The organism is Massilia sp. 05N420 (assembly GCF_056397205.1).
In genome coordinates this window covers 1-18755 of sequence record NZ_JBFTMX010000006.1, presented here as the reverse complement: position 1 = coordinate 18755, position 18755 = coordinate 1, and the positions used below count along the sequence as shown (strand labels likewise).

General features: G+C 67.5%; 14 protein-coding genes. 8 read left to right on the top strand and 6 right to left on the bottom strand.

The annotated features are described in order from the left end of the window. Window positions 1-72: 72 nt before the first annotated feature. The 3 genes from AC1DIX_RS04865 to AC1DIX_RS04855 all read left to right on the top strand — a co-directional run bounded on the left by AC1DIX_RS04865 (window position 73) and on the right by AC1DIX_RS04855 (window position 4882). Window positions 73-921: a PhzF family phenazine biosynthesis protein gene (locus tag AC1DIX_RS04865; RefSeq protein ID WP_477322426.1), complete on the top strand. Its 849-nt coding sequence runs from the start codon at window positions 73-75 to the stop codon at window positions 919-921. A gap of 142 nt (window positions 922-1063) precedes the next feature. Continuing rightward, window positions 1064-1819, top strand: coding sequence for a hypothetical protein (locus AC1DIX_RS04860; RefSeq protein WP_477322424.1), 756 nt, complete (start codon window positions 1064-1066; stop codon window positions 1817-1819). A 141-nt stretch (window positions 1820-1960) separates the two neighbouring features. Then, entirely contained in the window at window positions 1961-4882 is a 2922-nt protein-coding gene (locus tag AC1DIX_RS04855) for an EAL domain-containing protein (protein ID WP_477322422.1), read from the top strand. Window positions 4883-4907: 25 nt separating this feature from the next. Here AC1DIX_RS04855 and AC1DIX_RS04850 read toward each other — a convergent pair whose 3' ends face one another. Then, a complete protein-coding gene (locus AC1DIX_RS04850; RefSeq protein ID WP_477322420.1) occupies window positions 4908-5261 on the bottom strand; it encodes a DUF4124 domain-containing protein in 354 nt (117 codons plus the stop codon). Window positions 5262-5384: 123 nt separating this feature from the next. On the opposite strand from AC1DIX_RS04850, the gene AC1DIX_RS04845 reads away from it, so the two are divergent. Both AC1DIX_RS04845 and AC1DIX_RS04840 read left to right on the top strand, forming a co-directional pair. Beyond that, window positions 5385-7448 (top strand): PAS domain-containing sensor histidine kinase, encoded by a 2064-nt coding sequence (locus tag AC1DIX_RS04845; protein WP_477322418.1) that lies wholly within the window; start codon window positions 5385-5387, stop codon window positions 7446-7448. 6 nt (window positions 7449-7454) lie between these two features. Then, a complete protein-coding gene (locus AC1DIX_RS04840; protein ID WP_477322416.1) occupies window positions 7455-9422 on the top strand; it encodes a sensor histidine kinase in 1968 nt (655 codons plus the stop codon). Between the two features lie 3 nt (window positions 9423-9425). Here AC1DIX_RS04840 and AC1DIX_RS04835 read toward each other — a convergent pair whose 3' ends face one another. The 5 genes from AC1DIX_RS04835 to ompR all read right to left on the bottom strand — a co-directional run bounded on the left by AC1DIX_RS04835 (window position 9426) and on the right by ompR (window position 13990). After that, window positions 9426-9836, bottom strand: coding sequence for a YXWGXW repeat-containing protein (locus tag AC1DIX_RS04835; RefSeq protein ID WP_477250878.1), 411 nt, complete (start codon window positions 9834-9836; stop codon window positions 9426-9428). Window positions 9837-9916: 80 nt separating this feature from the next. Continuing rightward, a complete protein-coding gene (locus AC1DIX_RS04830; protein WP_477322414.1) occupies window positions 9917-10681 on the bottom strand; it encodes a fatty acid desaturase in 765 nt (254 codons plus the stop codon). Between the two features lie 158 nt (window positions 10682-10839). Beyond that, a complete protein-coding gene (locus AC1DIX_RS04825) occupies window positions 10840-11805 on the bottom strand; it encodes a threo-3-hydroxy-L-aspartate ammonia-lyase (protein ID WP_442123728.1) in 966 nt (321 codons plus the stop codon). Window positions 11806-11857: 52 nt separating this feature from the next. Further along, window positions 11858-13219, bottom strand: coding sequence for a sensor histidine kinase (locus tag AC1DIX_RS04820; RefSeq protein WP_442123727.1), 1362 nt, complete (start codon window positions 13217-13219; stop codon window positions 11858-11860). Between the two features lie 12 nt (window positions 13220-13231). Further along, window positions 13232-13990 carry an osmolarity response regulator transcription factor OmpR gene (ompR, locus tag AC1DIX_RS04815; RefSeq protein ID WP_442123726.1) on the bottom strand — a complete coding sequence of 253 codons (759 nt, stop codon included), beginning with the start codon at window positions 13988-13990 and terminating at the stop codon, window positions 13232-13234. 222 nt (window positions 13991-14212) lie between these two features. Here ompR and AC1DIX_RS04810 point away from each other — a divergent pair, with 222 nt between their 5' ends. The 3 genes from AC1DIX_RS04810 to AC1DIX_RS04800 all read left to right on the top strand — a co-directional run bounded on the left by AC1DIX_RS04810 (window position 14213) and on the right by AC1DIX_RS04800 (window position 18555). Then, entirely contained in the window at window positions 14213-14611 is a 399-nt protein-coding gene (locus AC1DIX_RS04810) for a hypothetical protein (protein ID WP_477322412.1), read from the top strand. A 137-nt stretch (window positions 14612-14748) separates the two neighbouring features. Then, the gene (locus AC1DIX_RS04805; protein ID WP_477322410.1) at window positions 14749-16647 is read left to right on the top strand and encodes a flagellar assembly protein A; all 1899 of its coding nucleotides are present in this window, start codon (window positions 14749-14751) and stop codon (window positions 16645-16647) included. Window positions 16648-16686: 39 nt separating this feature from the next. Then, complete coding sequence (locus AC1DIX_RS04800) at window positions 16687-18555, top strand: M2 family metallopeptidase (RefSeq protein WP_442123723.1); 1869 nt, start codon at window positions 16687-16689, stop codon at window positions 18553-18555. Window positions 18556-18755: the final 200 nt, after the last annotated feature.

Below are 18755 nucleotides of genomic sequence, written 5' to 3'. Positions count from 1 at the left end.
TAGGCCGGTCCGGCGCCGCCGTCAAGCCGGCATTATCATTATTCTTCTTTCAACCAGTTCGAGGAGAGCCCCATGAGACTATCGTCCACCCCGGTGCTTCGCATTGCCGCCTTTTCCGACGGCGACCAGGGCGGGAATCCGGCCGGCGTCTGGATCGGCGCGGCCATGCCGCCGGACGCCGAGATGCAGCGCCTGGCGCATGAAGTGGGTTTCTCGGAAACCGCCTTCGCGGTGAAGGAAGAGGGGGGCGAGGGTTTCCGCGTGCGCTACTTCTCGCCGGCGGCCGAGGTGCCGTTCTGCGGCCACGCCACCATTGCCCTCGGCGCCGCGCTGGCGCGCGAGTTCGGCGACGGCGTCTACCCGCTGGCCCTGAACCAGGCCAGGATCACGGTCGAAGGCCGCCGCGAGGGCGCGATGGTGGCCGCGGCGCTGCAGTCGCCGCCGACCAGCAGCCGGCCGGCCGACCCGCAACTGGTGGCCGCGGCGCTCGACCTGTTCGGCTACAGCGAGGCCGACCTCGACCCGCGCATTCCGCCCGGCCTGGCCCATGCCGGCAACGACCACCTGGTGCTGGGCCTGGCGAGCCGTGATTTGCTGTCGGCGATGCGCTACGAGCTCGAGGCCGGCCGCGCCCTGATGCAGGCCCACGGCCTGGTCACCATCGTGCTGGTGTGGGCCGAGAGCGCGCGCCTGCTCCATACCCGTAACCCCTTCGCCATCGGCGGCGTCTACGAAGACCCGGCCACCGGCGCCGGCACCGCAGCCCTGGCCGGCTATCTGCGCGACCTCGGCTGGCCACACGGCGGAGCGATCGACGTGGTGCAGGGCGAGGACATGGGCATGCGCTCGCGCCTCCATGCGGATATCGGGAATGCGCCCGGCAGCTCGATCCGCGTGGCCGGCACGGCCCGCTTCATGTAAGCCTGTCCATGAATCGAACGGGTGTTCGGGAACGCGTGAAAAGGGGGTAAAAAGCGCCTTTCCTCAAGGCTTAGGATTTTTTTGAACGATTGATAATGGTCAAAACGAAAAACCGTTGTCTAGCCAATCAAGGAATCCTGTCATGGAAATGCGCATCCCCGCCGCCGTGTCCGCCGTGCACCCGCGGGCAGGCATGAAGATCGAACGCCTGCCGTTCACCGTCCGCCGTGTCGAGACCGAGGATGGCCTGCGGAAGGCAGTCCGCATTCGCCATGCCGCCTATGCGCGCCACGTTCCCGAGTTCGCCCGCACCCTGAGTGTGCCGGAAGCCTGCGATTACGAAGAAGACACCGTCGTGCTGCTGGCCGAGTCCAAACTGGACGGCTCGCCGATCGGCACCGCGCGCCTGCAGACCAATATCTTCCGTCCGCTGCACCTCGAGGAATCGGTGGCGCTGCCCGCCTGGCTGCAGGGCCGCGCCCTGTGCGAAGTGGAGCGCCTGGGCGTGGGCGAGGGCCGTATCGGCCATATGGTCAAAGTTGCATTGATGAAAGCATTTTTCGATTACTGGGAATTAAGTGGCACCGAATTCGCCGTGGTCGCAGGCCGCAGCCCGGTCGACCGCCAGTACGAACAACTGCTGTTCAAGGATGTCTTCGGCGACAAGGAAATGGTGCCGCTGCGTAACACCGGGAATATCCCGCACCGCGTGATGGCCTTCGAGATCGCCACCGCCGAGGAACGCTGGCGCGCCGCCAACCATCCACTGCTGAAGTTCTTCCGCGAGACCCATCATCCGGACATCGACATCGGCAGCGTCACCCCGCAACGTGGTTTTACCGCCACACGGCCTGTACAGCGTACCGCCGCACCGACGCATATGCCCCAGTTCGCCTAGTCTGAGTAAAATATTCCATGACCGTATCATCGGCAGGATGTATCCTTAGGGAAATTTCATGCGCCCGCATCTGCATGCCGGCGCCTGCCTGCCCGATCGATACAATTTATGCCACAGCCCTCCAGTCCAGCACGAATACCGGTGTCCGGAGTCCTCGACCGTCTTCTGCAGGCCATGATGCGCCTGCTGTCGGTCTACTTCGTGCCGCTGGGCGTGCTGCTGGTCTCGGTCGTCGCCTACGCTTCCTGGAATAGCCATTACGTCGCCAGCGGCGACGTCACCCTGCCGCTGCGGGTGCTCAGCGATGCAAGCGCCCGGCTGGATCCGGCCAGCGCGCTGCGCGAGCTGGCGCATGCGCCGGCCACCGACCGCTACGAAACCCACCTCTCCGAAGCGCCGGTCTGGTTCTCCCTGCGTACCCGGGACATACCCGGCGGACCGCATGTGGTCGAATTCCCGTCGCGCCACGCGGTCGACGTCAGCTGCTGGGATGCGGCGACCCTGGTGTCGCTCGGCAGCGCTTCGCACGAAGGGGCGAGCGGCGCGATGACGGCCGCCAAGGCCGGCTTCGTGCTGCGCACGCCGTTGACGCCGGCCGAGGTACTGTGCCGCGCGCGCTTTACCGGACCGGCGCGCCTGAGCGCCGTGCAGTGGCCGGCCAGCGAGATGACCCTGTCGATCCAGCAGTTCCACCGCAAGTCCGGCCTGCTGGACGGCGGCATGATCGTGCTGAGCCTGTTCATCCTGATCACCGCGCTGATCAACCGCCAGCTGCTCTACCTCGAGTTCGCGGCCTGGCTGATCCTGAACCTGCGCGTGGGCGCGATCTCGGCCGGCTGGGATATCCAGTGGCTGGGCCAGGCGCTGCCGGCCAGCTGGCTGGTGCCGAGCAAGGCGGTGACCACGGCGCTGTACTCGATCTCGACCCTGACGCTGTACATGTCCCTGTTCGGCGCCGACCTCGCGAAGTCCCGCTTCGCCAGGCCGCTGCGCCTGATGCAATGGCTGGCCCTGGCGCTGCTGCCGCTCTCGCTGGTGCTGCCTTTCGCTTACTACCTGCCGGCGATGTGGGTGGTGGCCTCGTCCGGCCTGACCCTGATGACGGCCGGCCTGATCAACCTGATGCTGCGCGACCAGGCACGGGTGGCGATGTGGTTCGCGGCGTCCTTCGGCGTGACCTTCCTGTCCGGCCTGGCCGAGGTGGTCGCCGCCGCGCTCGGCGTACGCGAGATGCTGGGCCTGGTCAACAGCGTGACCGCGGCGCTGGCGTCCAGCCTGCTGGCGGCGCTGGCCATCGCCGAGCAGATGCGCCTGGAAACCAAGAAGCGGATTGCGGTCCAGGCCGAACTCGAACACGCGTACGAAGCGATGCCGGTGGGCCTGTTTACGCTCGACCAGTACGGCGGCTTCCTGTCCGCCAATCCGGCCCTGCTGCGCATGCTCGACTGCGAGGCGGTGGTGGTGGGCCGCACCCGCTGGCAGCAATTCTTCAGCGACGCCACCTGGAGCTACCTGCGCGAGCAGGTGCAATCCCAGCTCAGCGTCGAACTCGAGATCGACCCGCGCGAGGGCGAACGCCGCTTCCTGGTGCGCGCCACCCTGGCGCATGGCCGCATCGAAGGCGTGCTCGAGGACATCACCGAAAAGACCAAGGCCACCGAACAGCTGCGCTTCATGGCCAACAACGACCCGCTGACCAAGGTCTACAACCGGCGCGGGATCGAAAAGTTGTTCGAAACGGTCGCCGCGACCACGGCGCCGGGCCGTCCGCTGACCCTGGCCTACCTCGACCTCGACCGATTCAAGCTGATCAACGATCTGTTCGGCCACGCCGCCGGCGACGAAGTCCTCAAGCAGGTATGCGACCGGGTATCGATGACCCTGGCCGGCAACCAGCAGGTCGGGCGCGTGGGCGGCGACGAATTCGTGATCGTGATGCCGGACACGGCGATCTCGATGGCCTCGCTGATCTGCCGCAGCATCGTCGACCGCATCGGCGGCTCACCCTACCGCGTCGGCGACAAGGCCTTCCACGTGCGCGGCTCGGTCGGGCTGATCGAAGTGGCGCCGGGCATGGAGATGAAGGATGCGATCTCGACCGCCGACCGTGCCTGTCGCGAAGCCAAGGAAGGCAATAGCGAAGGGCTGGTGGTGTACAAGCGCGGCTCTTCCGCCTTCCACGAGCGCGAGGCCGAACTGAACCTGGTGGCGCGCCTGAACGGCCCGAACGCCACCGACGGCATGTTCCTGGAGATGCAGCCGATCATGTCGCTGCGTTCGCCGCACGAATCGCTGAACTTCGAAGTGCTGCTGCGCATGCGCGAAGAGGACGGACGGGTGTCGCCGGCCGGCCCGCTGATCGCCGCCGCCGAGAAGAGCGGACGCGTGGGCGTGATCGACCGCTGGGTGCTGTCGAGCACCCTGGCCTGGATCGAGGAGCACGTGGACTCGCTGCGCAACACCCGTTTCGTCTGCATGAACCTGTCGGGGGCCTCGCTCAACGACGAACGCTTCGTGCAGGACACGCTCGAGATCCTGTCGCGCTACGAGCACGTGGCGGGGCGCCTGTGCATGGAGATCACGGAAAGCGTGGCCCTGCACGACCTCGACAACACGCGCCGCTTCATCGACCAGGTGCGGGCCTTCGGCGTGAAGGTGGCGCTGGACGACTTCGGCGCCGGCTATACCTCCTTCTCCTACCTGAAGGAACTCCCGGCCGACGTGCTGAAGATCGACGGTAACTTCATCGTCAACATCAATGCGCACCCGGCCAACGTCGCCATCGTCGAGGCCATCGTCAGCCTGGCGGTGAACCTGGGCATGAAGACGATCGCCGAGTGGGCCGAGGATGCCGACACGGTGCGGACCCTGGCCGAGATCGGCGTCGACTACGTGCAGGGCTATGCGATCGCGCGTTCCCAGCCCCCTGAGAAACTGCTGGCGGCCAGCTCGTCGGCGAGCTTCATCAAGAGCGAAGAGGTGCTGCAGCTGGTGCGCACGCTGGGCGCGTCGGCCAACGAGCCGGAACTCCCCGACCTGATGCCCTTGCGGGATCTGCACTAAGCAAGCCGAGCCGCACCAGGCAGTTTCAGTTCAGCCCGGCCAGACGCGGACGGGCTTCCTGCAGCATCAGCATGCGGCGCGCCGCCTTCAGGGTAGCGACGTCGCGCGACAGCGGGGCCGCCTTGGGTTCCTGCGGCCGTTTCCATCCTTCGTGGCGCAGCTCGGTGGCCGGGAGCACGTGGCGCTGCGGCGGCGGTGTTTCGCTCGACAGCCTCACGATGGCGCTGCCGGCTTCGCAGGGCTGGTCGGTCAGGGTCACGTGGCCGCCCGCGTCGACGCATTTGACGATCTCGTTGCCGGCCAGCGCGGCCGGGGTTGCCATCGATGCCGCGCAGGCGGCAGCGGCAACGATGCTCAGCAGTGTAACTGGACGCTTCATGATGTTCTCCTTTACCTGGTTCCCATCCTGCCCGCCGCGCCCGCCGCTCTCTGTTCGCTGACTCACCGTGAACGAATGTTGCTTTGACAAGCCTCCCGCGTGCGCTCAGCGGGAAACTGTGACATGATGCCCGACATGCCGACCACCCCCGACAACGCCGCCAGCCAGGAACTGCGCTTTCGCGAACTGTTCCGCCAGGCCCCGGTCAGCCTGCAGATCCTTGCGCCCGACGGCCGCACCCTGCGCGTCAACAAGGCCTGGGAGGCGCTGTGGCAGATCCACGAGGGCTCGGAGCTGAAGCGCTTCGTGCTCGGCCAGTACAACGTGCTGACCGATCCGCAGCTGGTCGCCAAGGGCGTCCACGCCTATCTGCGGCGGGCGCTGGCCGGCGAGTCGGTCGAGATCCCGGCGATCCGCTACGACGTCGGCCAGCTCGAGGGCGGCGTCCAGCATGCGCGCTGGGTCATCGCGCGCGCCCATCCGATCAAGGACGACAGCGGCGCCGTGCTCGACGTGCTGCTGATGCACGAGGACATCACCGACCGGGTCGAGGCCGAGCGCGCGCTGCGCCTGCGCGAGGAGCGCTTCCGTTCGCTGGTGATGGCGACCTCGCAGATCGTCTGGACCACCTCGCCGGATGGCCGCGTGCTCGAGGACTCGCCCTCCTGGCGCGCCTTCACCGGCCAGTCCTATGACGAGTGGAAGGCCCTTGGCTGGCTCGAGGCCCTGCACCCGGACGACCGCGAGCGCATCGAGCGCCTGTGGCTGCACTGCGTGGCGCACCGCACCGTGTTCGAAGCCGAGTACCGGCTGCGCCGCGCCGACGGCGGCTACCGCTGGACGGCGGTGCGGGGCGCGCCGGTCACCGATGAGGACGGGACCGTGCGCGAATGGATCGGCGCCAACACCGACATCCACGACATGGTCATGGCCCAGGCCGAGCTGGCCCACCGGCTGGAGCGCGAAAAGCGCAACTCGGCCCTGCTGGCGAGGGTCGCCCAGGCCACCCGTATCCTGCATTCGGCGCTGTCGGACAAAGCCATCGCCGAGGCGCTGGTGGAAGAAGTGCGCGCCATCCTCGAGGTGCACCAGGCGGTGGTGTCGCTGAACGACGGCACGAACCTGGCGCAGGCTATCAATGCGGTGTCGCTGTCCGACAAGTATGCGCGCTATCGCAGCTACGACGCGGCGCCGGACGGCAGCGGGATCTACGCCGAAGTCTGTCGCAGCAACCGGACGATGCGCCTGACCCAGGACGAGTTGCTGGCGCACCGGATGTGGAAGGGCTTCGGCGCGCATGCGGCGCAGCATCCGCCGATGCGCGGCTGGCTGGCGGTGCCGCTGATCGACCGCCAGGGAAAAAATATCGGCGTGATCCAGGCCTCGGACAAGGTCGAGGGCGAATTCACGGCCGAGGACGAAGCCATCCTGGTGCAGCTCGCCGCGATCGCGGCGACCGGCTTCGAGAACGCGCGCCTGGTCGCCTCGCTGCAGGAGCAGGACCGGCGCAAGGACGAATTCCTGGCCATGCTGGCGCACGAGCTGCGCAACCCGCTGGCGCCGATCGCGGCGGCGGCGGAGATGCTCAAGCTCGGCCACGCCGGCGAGGAACGGGTCGCCAGGGCGAGCGAAGTGATCGGCCGCCAGGTGCGCCATATGACCTCGCTGGTCGACGACCTGCTGGACGTCTCGCGCGTGACCCGGGGCCTGATCCAGCTGGAGCGCGAGCGGGTCGAGGTCGGCGCCATCGTCGCCAGCGCCGTCGAGCAGGCCCGGCCCCAGTTCGAGGCGCGCGAGCACGCGCTCGCGATCGGCGAGGTGCCGCCCGGCGCCGCCGTGACCGGCGACGCCAACCGCCTGGTGCAGGTGATCGTCAACCTGCTGAACAATGCGGCCAAGTACACGCCGCGCGGCGGCCGCATCGCGCTCTCGGTCGGCTGCGGCGAGGGCAGGGTGGCGATCGCCATCCGCGACAACGGCATCGGCATCGACGCCAGGCTGCTGCCGCATGTATTCGGCCTCTTCACCCAGGCCGAACGCACGCCGGACCGTGCCCAGGGCGGCCTCGGCATCGGCCTGGCCCTGGTCCGCAACATCGTCGGCCTGCACGGCGGCACGGTCGCCGCCCACAGCGAAGGGCCAGGTCTGGGCAGCGTGTTCACGGTGACTCTCGACGCCATCGGGTAAAACGACATGCAAAACGACTTCAGTTCCGCGGCATCGTCCGGTGCCGGTGCCGGTGCCGGGCCCGGGCCAGGCGCCAGCCAGGAGCAGCGCTTCCAGGCGCTGTTCCAGCAGGCCCCGGTCAGCATCCAGATCCTGGCCCCGGACGGCAGGACGCTGGGCGTCAACAAGGCCTGGGAAACGCTGTTCCAGATCCACGAGGGCTCGCCGCTCAAGGAGCTTTTCCTCAGCGGGGCGCTCAATGTCCTGACCGATCCGCAGCTGGTCGCCAGCGGCGTCACCGCCTATCTGCGGCGCGCCCTGGCCGGCGAGTCGGTCGAGATTCCGCCGATCCGCTTCGACACCGCGCTGCTGGGCGGGGTGGCGCACGTGCGCTGGATCCGGGCGCGCGCCCACCCGATCATCGACGAGCGCGGCACGGTGGTCGAAGTCATGCTGATGCACGAAGACATCACCGAGCAGGTGGAGGCGGAAACCGCCCTGCGCCTGCGCGAGGAGCGCTTCCGCTCGCTGGTGATGGCGACTTCGCAGATCGTCTGGACCGGTGCGCCGGACGGCCGGGTGCGCGAAGACTCGCCCTCGTGGCGGGCCTTCACCGGCCAGTCCTATGAAGAAGGAAGGGACTTCGGCTGGCTGGCCGCCATCCATCCCGACGACCGCGAGCGCGCCCGCGACCTGTGGCAGGCCAGCGTGGCCTCGCGCACCGAATTCGCGACCGAGTACCGGCTCCGCCGGGCCGATGGCGCCTGGCGCTGGACCGCAGTCAAGAGCGTGCCGATCCTCGACACGAACGGTGCGGTGCGAGAATGGATAGGCGCCAACACCGACATCCACGAGAAGATCATGGCGCTGGCCGAGCTGGCCCAGCGCCTGGATCTGGAGAAGCGCAACTCGGCGCTGCTGGACAAGCTGGCGCGTGCCTCGCGCACCCTGCACACCGCGCTGTCCTCGAAGGACATCGCCGGCGCGCTGGTGGAGGAGGTGCGCCTGATCCTCGGCGTGCGCCACGCCGGCGTGTCGCTGAGCGAAGGGCCGCATGTGCGCCAGGCCATCAAGGCGGTCTCACGCACCGACGACGGCGCCGAGCCCGCGCCGATGCGCGCCCGCCTGGCCGTGCCGCTGGTCGACCGCAAGGGCCGCAACATCGGCCTGATCGAGGCCTGGGACAAGCAGGGCGGGTTCACGGAAGAAGACGAAGCCATCCTGGCGCAGCTGGCGTCGATCGCCGCGAACGGCTTCGAGAATGCGGGCCTGTATGGTTCGCTGCAGGAGCAGGACCGGCGCAAGGACGAGTTCCTGGCGATGCTGGCGCAGGAGCTGCGCCATCCCTTGGAGCCGATCTCGAAGGCGATGGCGACGCTGCAGTCGGCGCACGCCGCCGACGCGCGGGTGCTGGAAGCCGGCCAGGAGATCGGCCGCCAGGTGCAGCACCTGGGCGCCCTGGTCGACGACCTGCTGGACGTTTCGCGCGTCACGCGCGGCCAGATCCAGCTGGAACGATCGAGAGTCGAGGTGGCCGGCATCGTCGCCGCCGCCGTCGAGCAGGTGCGGCCGGCGGCCGGGGCGCGCGCTCATGCGCTGGTGGTGGAGCAGGAAGAGGATGGGCCGGGACGCGGCCCGGCCGTGATCGGCGACGCCAGGCGCCTGGTCCAGGTGCTGATCAGCCTGCTCGACAATGCAATCAGGTACACGCCGCCCGGCGGCAGGATCCTGCTGTCGGTCATGCGCCAGGCGCCGGCGGTGCGCATCGCCGTGCGCGACGACGGCGTCGGCATCGAGCCCAGGCTGCTGCCCCATGTGTTCGAGCTGTTCACGCGGGCCGAACGCATGCCGGGGCCGATCCAGGGCGGACTGGGCATCGGCCTGGCCCTGGTGCACAACATCGTCGTGCTGCACGGCGGCACGGTCAGTGCCTACAGCCAGGGGCCGGGCAAGGGCAGCGTGTTCACCGTCAACCTTGCCACGGCTCCCGACTAGACCTCAGCTGCGGTTCGGGTTGTTGGGACGGGCGTCGTAGCGGTTCGGTACGCCGTCGCCGTCGCGATCGCGGTCGCGGCCGTTGCGGATGCCGTCGCCGTCACGGTCGCCACGGCGCCAGCCGCCGCGTTCCATTACCCAGCTGCCGTCGCGCTGCACCCAGGTCGGGGCGTTGTAGGCATAGCCGTGGCGTTCGCGCAGCCAGCTGCCGCGCACCCAGACGTAATGGCCGCGGCGGTATTCCCAGTGACCTGGCGCCCACACATGGCCGCGGCGCGGCGGCGGGGTGCGCTCGGCGCGCGGCGGCGGCGGGGCTTCGCGGATGATGATGGTATCGGCGACCGCCGGGACGGCGATGCTGCCGACGGAACCGGCGATCAGGCTGGCGATCAGAAGCTTGTGCAAGTTGTTCATTGTGGCCTCCTTGTAAGAGTGATGCTGCAGGTTCACTCTACGCTTCGTAAGCCAGCCCGACTGTGCGCGGCTTAACGCGTTCAGGCCTTGATGCCGGTGCCCGGGAGGTTGGCCGCAGCGCCCTGTTCGACAATGCCGTTCTCGACGCGGTTGATCGTCACCAGGCGGAACAAGGCCAGCACGCGGATCGCCAGCCAGCCGGCATCGAATTCCCACCAGCGCATCGAGGTCTTTGCCGAGGCGGGGTAGGCGTGGTGGTTGTTATGCAGTTCCGCGCCCCAGAAGATGATGCCGATCGGGAAGAAATTGCGCGAATGCTCACGCGTCTCGAAGTTGCGGTAGCCGACCACGTGGAAAAAGCTGTTCACGAAACCGGCGGCCCAGATCGGCGATACCGACAGCTGGAACAGCCAGATGTAGAAGCCGTGTTCGATGCCGAACAGCGCCATCTCCGCCAGCAGGAAGAACCAGGCGCCCTTCATGCGGTGCTTCGTGTAGAGGTGGGTATCCATCCAGTCGTCCTTGACGCCGACGCCGTAGGTCTTGATCACGTCCGGATTCAGGGCCGCCTTGCGGTAGAAGAGCACGCCCTTGGTCAGGATCGCCCAGAGGCCGTGGACGATCGGGCTGTGCGGATCTTCGGCGGTGTCGGTCTTGGCGTGGTGCTTGCGGTGCACGGCCACCCAGGCCTTCGTGGTCAGGCCGAAGGTGGTCAGGAACATCCACATCCGGAAGAACTGGCACAGCAGCGGATGGAAGGTGATGGCCCGGTGCGTGCGCGAGCGGTGCAGGTACAGCTCGCTCGCGGCGGTGGTCAGCGCGAACGAGATCGCCATCGCAATCATGACTGCTGCTGGCGAGAGGTGGATAAACCCTGAGAACATCTTCTTCCCTTTTGTGGATGACAAATTGGGAAGAAGAATAGCGGGACGGCGTTGTTTTCTAAGCCACGATTACAGGCGCTTTTACCGCCTGTTCCTCGCGTTTGCCCCGCTTGCGTAAATTAGACGGCCACCAGCCTGGCGAAGCGCGCCAGGTCGACGTTGCCGCCGCTGATCAGGATGCCGACCTTCTTGCCGGCCACCGGCACCGCGCCATGGAGGGCGGCCGCGGCGGCCAGGCAGCCGGTCGGCTCGACGATGGTCTTCATGCGCTCGGCGAAGAACTTCATGGTCTCGACCAGCTGGGCATCGCTGACGGTGACGACGTCCGACACCAGCCGCTGGATCACGGCGAAGTTGTGATGGCCGAGGTGGCTGGTCTGGGCGCCGTCGGCGATGGTCTGCGGCACGCCGATGTCGACGATCTTCCCGCTGCGCAGCGACTGCTGGCCGTCGTTGCCGGCTTCCGGCTCGACGCCGATCACGCGGCAGTTCGGCGACAGCTTCGAGGCCGACAGCGCGCTGCCGGCCAGCAGGCCGCCGCCGCCCAGCGGCACCAGCAGCAGGTCCAGTTCGCCGACCTCGTCGAACAATTCCTTGGCGGCGGTGCCCTGGCCGGCGATCACGTCCGGATGGTCGTAGGGCGGAATCAGGGTCATGCCGCGCTCCTTCGCCAGGCGGGCGCCGATCTCTTCGCGGTTCTCGGTATAGCGGTCGTAGAAGATGACTTCGCCGCCATAGCCCTGGGTGGCGCGCACCTTCAGCTCCGGCGCGTCCTTCGGCATGATGATGGTGGCGCGGATCCCGGCCAGTCTGGCCGACAGGGCGATCGCCTGCGCGTGGTTACCGGACGAGAAGGTCAGCACGCCGGCCTGGCGCTGCGCCTCGCTGAACCTGGCGATGGCGTTGCAGGCGCCGCGGAACTTGAACGCGCCCATGCGCTGGAAGTTCTCGGCCTTGAAGAACAGCTGCGCGCCCGCCATCGCGTCGGCGGTGCGCGAGGTCAGCACCGGGGTGCGGTGGGCTGCGCCGGCGATGCGGGCGGCCGCCTGTTCGACGTCGGCGTACTGGAGTTGGGTGTCGGTCATGTCTGTCAGCCCTTCGTTCGGTTGGATCGAAAGGCGACAGTATAGCGGAGGGTCAGGCCGCCAGCGGGAAGGCAAACTGCAGCACCAGCCCGCCGCCCTCGCGGTTGCGCACCAGCAGCTCGGCGTTGTGGCGGCTGATCACGCGTTCGACGATCGCCAGGCCGAGGCCGGCGCCGTTGGCCTGGCCGCGCGCGCTGTCCAGGCGGGTGAAGGGGCGCATCAGCTGCTGGATCTGGTCGTCCGGCACACCGACCCCGCGGTCGCCGATCTCGACCACGGCGCGGCGGCCGTGGCCCGTCATCTTCACGTGACAGGCGATGTCGATCTCGGTCACGTCGCTTCCCGGCGTCTTGCCGTAGCGGCGGGCGTTCTCGATCACGTTGTTGATCACGCGCCGCAGGTCGGTGGCGTTGGCCGGCACCTCGATGCCCGGCTCGATGGAGGTGGCGGTGCGCACGTCCGGCAGGCGGTCGGCCGTGTGGGCGCAGTCTTCGAGCAGCTCGGACAGGTCGACCGGCACGAAGGTGGCGGCCTCGGTCGGCCGCGCGAAGTCGAGGAACTGGCCGATGATGGCGTCCATCTGCGCGATGTCGGACTGCATGCCGTCGCGCGCTTCCTGCGACAGGTTGGCCATCTCGACCTCCAGCTGCATGCGCGCCAGCGGCGTGCGCAGGTCGTGCGAGATGCCGGCGAGGATGATCGCGCGGTCCTTCTCGAGTTGTTGCAGGTCGTCGACCATCTGGTTGAAGCTGCGGTTGGCCTCGATGATCTCCTTCGAGCCTTTTTCAGGCAGGGCGGCGGGGCGCTTGCCCTGGGCGATCGCGCGCGCGGCGGCGGTCAGGCGCGCCAGCGGCCGGTTGATCAGGGTCGAGATCAGGGCCGCGCCCAGCAGCGACAGGGCGCCCACCACGGTGGCCCAGCCCAGCCACTGCACGCGCGTGAGGCCGGCCAGGCGGTCGCGTTCCAGCATCAGCCAGTACTTGTCGCCGTCGATGTCGAAGCTGACCCAGAAGCCCGGCATGTCGTTCACCTTGCGCGAGAAGCGGGTGTCCTTGCCGAGGCGCTCGCGCACCATGGCGGCGATCTCGGGCATCAGCGCGTTCGAGGGCGGCGGCTCGACCTTGTCGTCCGGTTCCAGCGTGAGGATGCGGATGCCTTCGTTCGACACCAGTTCGAACAGCAGTTCGCGCCGCAGGTCGGGCGCCGAGTGGGTCAGCGCCGCCTTGGTGAGGGTGACCACCGAGACCAGCAGCTCGGCGGTCTGCTCGGCCTGCGGGCCGCGCTGGAATACGTTGATCATCCCGATCCACGATGCCATCGACAGCGTGGTCAGGAAGGACAGCAGCAGGAAGGTGCGCCAGAACAGGCCACTCTTCATGCGGCCGAGCAGGCGCGCGCGGGGTGCTTCGAACATCGCCTGGGACACTCAGCGCGGCTGGCCTTCGGGGATGAACACGTAGCCCAGGCCCCACACGGTCTGGATGTACAGCGGGCTGGACGGATCCGGTTCGATCAGTTTGCGCAGGCGCGAGATCTGGACGTCGAGCGAGCGGTCGAACACCTCGTACTCGCGGCCGCGCGCCAGTTCCATCAGCTTCTCGCGCGACAGCGGCTGGCGCGCATGGCGGGCGAACACCTTCAGCACCGAGAATTCGCCGGTGGTGAGCGGCACGGTCTCGCCGTTCTTCTTGAGCGTGCGGGTGCCGAGGTCGAGCACGAAGTCGCCGAACTCGAAGGTCTGCGGGGTCTCGGAAGGCGCGCCGGGGATCTCGTCCGGGCCCTTGCGGCGCAGCACCGCGTTGATACGGGCCACCAGTTCGCGCGGGTTGAAGGGCTTCGGCAGGTAGTCGTCGGCACCCATCTCGAGGCCGACGATGCGGTCCACATCCTCGCCCTTGGCGGTCAGCATGATGATCGGGGTCTGGTCGCCGGCGCCGCGAAGGCGGCGGCAGATCGACAGGCCGTCCTCGCCGGGCAGCATCAGGTCCAGCACCAGCAGGTCGTAGCGCTCGCGCAGCCACAGCTTGTTCATGGCCGGCGCGCTTTCCGCGGTCACGACCTGGAAGCCCTGTTCGGTCAGGTAACGGCGCAGCAGGTCGCGCAGGCGCACGTCGTCGTCGACCACCATGATTTTCGCGGAATGGCCGCTGTTCTGGCCTGCGTTATTCGGGGTAGTTGCATTCATGAGTCTGTCAGGATTTGTCAGATTAATGTCGCTATGGTAACTTCATATGGCTTCGCGAACGGGAGATATTGCTGAGGCATTACATTGTGTTACAAACTTTACCCATTTGGCCTTATACCACCAGTGGAATCCACCTACACTGGCCTCAAGTCGAAACTGAAACTGAAACTGAATCTGAATCACAGCTTATCCCCTTACTTGGCATCGCGGAAGAGGCACACCATGAACAGCGTCACTCACCACTACGCAGGAACGAAGGCAGGGCGGATCGCCCGCTGCGCGCTTCGCAGTGCGCTGGCGTGCGCCCTGGTCATCGGCGGTGCCGGGACCGCGTTCGCCCAGCAGTATGGCGACCGCCAGCTCGACCGCCGCGACGACCCGTCGATGCAGCAGTCCGGCCGCGGGCACATCTCGCAGGACCGCGACCCGCGCTACGACGTCCGTGCCTACGAGGAACAGCGCCGCCTGCAGCAGCAATTCCAGCAGCAGCAACAACAGCAGCAGCTCCAGCAGGAGCAGCGCGAGTCGCGCCGCAGCCCTCGCATGACGCCCGACGAACGGCGCGACCTGCGCCGCCAGATCAACGAAGCGGGCATGGATCTGTACCCGCCCAAGCGTTGATTGCTCCACGCCGGGTTATTTCTTTGATGCAATCTAGTTGCCAGATGTTTATTTAGCGTCTGCAACGTGATACGCTACCCAGTCTATACCTTGGCCCAAGCCTTGCCGGGGTAGGTAACCTGGACTGGGAGTATCAAGTGCCTACGGATTCTGCCGCAGCGCCGGCGCAAGTACAGGCGGCCCGCTTCGCCGCCACCGGCCCCGAGCACTGCATCGCCAAGCGCCATGACGGCGTCTACGCCGATCCCGCCGTGCTCGGCACGACCCTGGTCGCCGCCATCGACAGCATCTTGCGCGGCGGCCATTACCTCTCCGGTATCGATTACCCGGTCCTGCTCAAGGCCCTGTTCGACTACGGCCCCGCGCTGCCGAAAGCGGCGGACGGCACGGTCCAGGCCCGCATCGCCGCCGACATCCTGCCTTTCGATCCCGCCCGGCGCGAACTCTACCGCTCGGTGAAGATCGGCGGCGGATGCGCCGAATACTATTTCGAGCCGGTCTGGCTGCCCGATCCCGCCAACCCCGACGGTCCTGGCATGCCGGCCCGCCTGGACCTCGACGAGTTCGTCGCCGACATCTGGCTCAAGGGTATCCGCTTCGGGGTCGACCTCGACGCCGTGCGCGCCGCCATCGCCACCGGCAAGGCCGATCGCATCACCGTGGCGCGCCGTCTCGATCCGGTGCCGGGCCAGGATGCCCGCATCGCCGAAGTCTCGGAGGACATCCACCGCAACGACGCGCCGCGCCAGCTGCCCAACGGGAAACTCGACCTGGGCAGCTTCCAGAACCGCTTCCCGCAGATCCAGCCCGGCGTACGCCTGCTGCAGAAGATCCCGCTCACCGAAGGCGAGCCCGGCTTCGAGATGGCGGGTGCGCAGCTGACGGCCAAGCCCGGGCGCGACCTCGACCTCGGCGAATATGCCGGCGAGGGCACGAAGGTCGAGCGCCTGAAGGAAGGCGAGTTCCTGGTCTCGCAGCAGGCCGGCTTCCTGACGGTCGACTCCTCGACCAGCCGGATTTCGGTGGGTGCCAAGATCGTCAGCCGCGACGGCGTCAGCGCCAAGACCACCGGCAACCTGCAGCTGACGGGCGATTACGAGGAGTTCGGCGAGGTGCAGGAAATGCGCGTCATCGAGGGCGAGAGCATCACCGTGCACGCCGACGTGTTCGGGCGCCTGGTCTCGCGCGGTGGCACCATCCTGCTGCATGCCAATCTGGTCGGCGGCAGCGCCCACAACCGGCGCGGCGACATCCGTGTGTGCGGCGTGGCCTCCGGCGCCGTGCTGCAGGCCGAAAACGGCGCGGTGGTGCTGGAACGCGCCGAGAACTGCGTGGTGTCGGGCACCCGCGTCACGATCGCGCATGCGGTCAACTGCGAGGTGATCGGCGACGAAGTGCACATCGGCCAGGCCGAGGGCAGCGCGATTGCCGGCCGCCGCGTGACGGTCGAATTCGCGATGCCGCGCAAGCAGGGCGAGATGCTGGTCTACGCGCTGCTGCCGGAAGGCGCCCAGGTCGAGGAAGTGATCGCGGCGGTGGGCGCGCGCCTGGCCCAGTTCGAGCAGCTGGCGGTCCAGCACAAGGCGCAGATGGATGGGCTGACGGCGCAGCCGGATGTGCGCCGCTACCTGATGCTGGCCTCGCGCGTTCGCAAGAACGAGATCAGCTTCACCCCCGAGCAGGGGCGCCAGTTCCAGCGCATGGCGCAGGACATGGCGCCGGCGCTGAAGGCGATCGGCGAGGTGTCCGCCAAAATCAAGCAGCTGGATACGGACCTGGAGCAGGGCCGCAAGGTGCTGGCCGACCTCGAGCGCCAGCGCCGCGACGCCGCCTGCACCTCCGCCGTTACCGTGCACCGGGTGCAGGGCGACACCCTGGTACGCGTGCTCGGATTCAGCCCGGCGTCCGGCAGTCCGTATATCATTGCCCCGCGCGACATCAAGGCGCGCCTGCGCGGGCCGCAGACCGGGGAGCTGCTGTTCTCCGGCGCGCAGGGCAGCTTTGCATGGAGCAGCGAGCAGGCCGCGACGGCCTGACGAATCCCAAGAGAACAGAGAGGAGACAGCTTGAAGACCATGCATACGACATGCCGCCGCAGCCTGATCGCGACGCTGGTGGCGGGCGCCGTCCTGGCGCTGCCGGCCGGCGCCAACGCAGCCACCGCCAAGGCGACACCCGTCAAGACCCAGGGCAAACCGACCGTCGCCGAGGCTGAGCGCTTCATCAAGGACGCCGAGGAGAAGCTCGAGCAGCTCGGCCTGGACGCCCAGCGCGCCGAGTGGGTGGCCGAGAATTTCATCACGCTCGACACCCAGACCATGACGGCCCAGGCCAACGAAGGCTTCCTGACCCTGAGCGGCGAGACCGCCCTGAAGTCGCGCCGCTACAAGGACCTGAAACTGCCGGAAGCCAGCGCGCGCAAGCTGATGCTGATGCAGCAGACTTTGATGCTGCCGGACGCCGCCGATCGTGGCGCCTACGCCCGCCTGGCGGCCCACATGACCGGCGCCTATGGTTCGGCCAAGTACTGCCCGCCGGCCGCCGCCGGTGCCGCCGCGCCGGCCTGCATGCCGCTCGGCGAGCTGGAAAAGGTGCTGGCCACCAGCCACGATCCGAACCGCCTGAAGGAAGTCTGGCTCGGCTGGCATGCGCAATCGCCGGCCTACAAGGACGACTACGCGAAGTATGTCGAGCTGTCGAACAAGGGCGCCCGTGCGATGGGCTATGCCGACACCGGCGCGCTGTGGCGCTCGGGCTACGACATGAGCCCGGAGGCCTTCTCGGCCGAGATGGAGCGCCTGTGGCAGCAGGTCAAGCCGCTCTACGATTCGCTGCACACCTATACCCGCTACAAGCTGCGCCAGGCCTATGGCGCCTCGGTGGTGCCGCAGAACGGCAATATTCCGGCCCACCTGCTGGGCAATATGTGGGCCCAGACCTGGGACAACCTGTACCCGCTGCTCAAGCCGGCTACGAAAGAGGGCGGCGAGGACCTGACCGCGCTGCTGGAAGAGCGCAAGACCGACGCCGTGGCGATGACCCGCTACGCCGAGGGTTTCTATACCTCGCTCGGCATGCGCCAGCTGCCGGCCACCTTCTGGGAGCGCTCGCTGCTGACCAAGCCGCGCGACCGTGAAGTCGTGTGCCACGCCTCGGCCTGGGACCTGGACGGCAAGGACGACGTGCGCGTGAAGATGTGCATCACCCCGACCGCCGAGGACTTCCGCACCATCCACCACGAGCTTGGCCACCTGTACTACGACCTGGCCTACAGCGCGCAGTCGCCGATGTTCAAGAACGGCGCCAACGACGGCTTCCACGAAGCCATCGGCGACACCGTGGCGCTGTCGATCACTCCGGCCTACCTGAAGCAGATCGGCCTGATGAAGAGCGAGCCGGATCCCTCCCAGGACATCGGCCCGCTGCTCTACACCGCGCTGCAGAAGGTCGCCTTCCTGCCCTTCGGCTACCTGGTCGACAAGTGGCGCTGGCAGGTGTACGCCGGCCAGGTGAAACCGGCCGACTACGACAAGGCCTGGTGGGCGCTGAAGGAGCAGTACCAGGGCGTCTCGCGTCCGGCCCCGATCGCCGCCAACGGCTTCGACGCCGGCGCCAAGTTCCACGTCGCCAGCGACACCCCGTACGCGCGCTACTTCCTGGCCGCCATCCTGCAATTCCAGTTCCACCGCGCGCTGTGCCGCGAAGCCGGCTACACCGGCCCGCTGAACCGCTGCTCGGTCTACGGCAACAAGAAGGCGGGTGCGAAGTTCCAGCAGATGCTGGCGATGGGCAAGAGCAAGCCGTGGCCGGAAGCGCTGAAGGCCGTGACCGGCGAAGACAAGATGGATGCGACGGCGATGCTGGATTATTTTGCGCCGCTGAAGGCCTGGCTGGATGAGCAGAACCGGGAGCTGGCGAAGACGGATGGGTCGGTGAAGCCCTGATCCGTCGCTGCACGTGCGTTTCACGCAGCGCAAAAACGTCGTCCCCGCGAAGCCCCCTATGTCAGACTAGTTGTCGCCTCCTTTTTCAATGGGAGGCGTACAAGTGAAGTATCCTGCAGCATTCATCGAACAAGCCTTGGTAAAGGTGCACTCACGCGGCGACCGGACGATACGTTCGGTCGCCGAAGAGCTCGGCGTGA

Coding starts and splice junctions, on each gene's coding strand:
- AC1DIX_RS04830 (WP_477322414.1), bottom strand. CDS start 10,681: ATGATTGCGATGGCGATCTCGTTCGCGCTGACCACCGCCGCGAGCGAG.
- AC1DIX_RS04825 (WP_442123728.1), bottom strand. CDS start 11,805: ATGACCGACACCCAACTCCAGTACGCCGACGTCGAACAGGCGGCCGCC.
- AC1DIX_RS04820 (WP_442123727.1), bottom strand. CDS start 13,219: ATGTTCGAAGCACCCCGCGCGCGCCTGCTCGGCCGCATGAAGAGTGGC.
- AC1DIX_RS04800 (WP_442123723.1), top strand. CDS start 16,687: ATGCATACGACATGCCGCCGCAGCCTGATCGCGACGCTGGTGGCGGGC.
- AC1DIX_RS04835 (WP_477250878.1), bottom strand. CDS start 9,836: ATGAACAACTTGCACAAGCTTCTGATCGCCAGCCTGATCGCCGGTTCC.
- AC1DIX_RS04865 (WP_477322426.1), top strand. CDS start 73: ATGAGACTATCGTCCACCCCGGTGCTTCGCATTGCCGCCTTTTCCGAC.
- ompR (WP_442123726.1), bottom strand. CDS start 13,990: ATGAATGCAACTACCCCGAATAACGCAGGCCAGAACAGCGGCCATTCC.
- AC1DIX_RS04860 (WP_477322424.1), top strand. CDS start 1,064: ATGGAAATGCGCATCCCCGCCGCCGTGTCCGCCGTGCACCCGCGGGCA.
- AC1DIX_RS04850 (WP_477322420.1), bottom strand. CDS start 5,261: ATGAAGCGTCCAGTTACACTGCTGAGCATCGTTGCCGCTGCCGCCTGC.
- AC1DIX_RS04840 (WP_477322416.1), top strand. CDS start 7,455: ATGCAAAACGACTTCAGTTCCGCGGCATCGTCCGGTGCCGGTGCCGGT.
- AC1DIX_RS04845 (WP_477322418.1), top strand. CDS start 5,385: ATGATGCCCGACATGCCGACCACCCCCGACAACGCCGCCAGCCAGGAA.
- AC1DIX_RS04810 (WP_477322412.1), top strand. CDS start 14,213: ATGAACAGCGTCACTCACCACTACGCAGGAACGAAGGCAGGGCGGATC.